Here is a 967-nt window from a genome sequence, read left to right on the forward strand (position 1 = left end):
TCACCGGCGGGCTTGCGCACCAGACTCTCGCACTCGGGACAGGTGAAGGAGTAGAAGGTGGTCTTCCGGGTGGCCCCGATCGCCAGCCGCAGGGCGCCCGCCGACAGTTCGAAACGGGCCCGGCACTCCGGACAGGCCGCCTTGAAGAGGACAGGGAGCACCGTCGAGATTTCCGACACTTCAGACATTGCCGACATACTCCTCGGATCTCCTTCTTCCTGCCCGTTTCCCGTTCATCCTCGTCACTCCCGGCCGTCGTAGGCCGCGAGTGCCTCGTCCGCCGCGACCCGCGCGCTCTCCGCGAGATCCCTCGGCGAGACGATCCGTCCGTCACCGCCGAGCCGCAGCGCGAGCCGTCGCAGCGAGGCGGGCGCGGGGGTCCGCAGTGTGATACGCAGACCGCCGTCGGGAAGTTCGACCGCGCTGTCGTGCGGGTAGTACTCCGCGACCCACCGGCCGCCGGGCCCGACCTCGACCACCACCTCGGGATCCTCCGCCGACGGCTGCACCAGCCCTTCCGACAGATCCCTCAGCTCCAGCTCGGGAGGCGCCGCCGGAGCGTCCAGCAGCCTGATCTCGGCGACCCGGTCGAGCCGGAACGTACGCCGTGCCTCGGAGAGCCGGCACCAGGCCTCCATATAGGTGTGGCCCACGGCGAACAGCCGGATCGGGTCGACCTCGCGCTCGGTCAGCTCGTCCCGTGCCGGGGAGTAGTAGCGCAGCCAGAGCCTGCGGCGCTCGGAGATGGCCCGGTCGACCTCGGCGAACACACCGCCCTCGGACTCGAAGGTCACCGAGAGCCGTGAGCTTGCCCCGGCGGCCTCCCCGGCCGCGGCCTCCAGCTTGGCGGTGGCCCGCAGCAGCGCCTGCCGGTCGCCCTCCCGCAGCCCCGGCAGAGTCGTGACGGCGCGGGCCGCCACGAGCAGCGCCGTCGCCTCGTCGGCGGCGAGCCGCAGCGGCTCGGCGA

Annotated in this window: 1 protein-coding gene and 1 pseudogene; both read right to left on the reverse strand. The window is 72.0% G+C overall.

Features of this window, described 5'->3' with window-relative positions; all coding sequences use genetic code 11:
- Window positions 1-188, reverse strand: a pseudogene (locus BFF77_RS32285) (hypothetical protein); the annotation flags it as partial.
- A 54-nt stretch (window positions 189-242) separates the two neighbouring features.
- Window positions 243-967 (reverse strand): helix-turn-helix transcriptional regulator (locus BFF77_RS32290; protein ID WP_066957126.1); only part of this gene is annotated, 725 nt, incomplete at its 5' end.

The organism is Streptomyces lushanensis (genome assembly GCF_001700515.1).
Taxonomy (GTDB): Bacteria; Actinomycetota; Actinomycetes; order Streptomycetales; family Streptomycetaceae; genus Streptomyces; species Streptomyces lushanensis.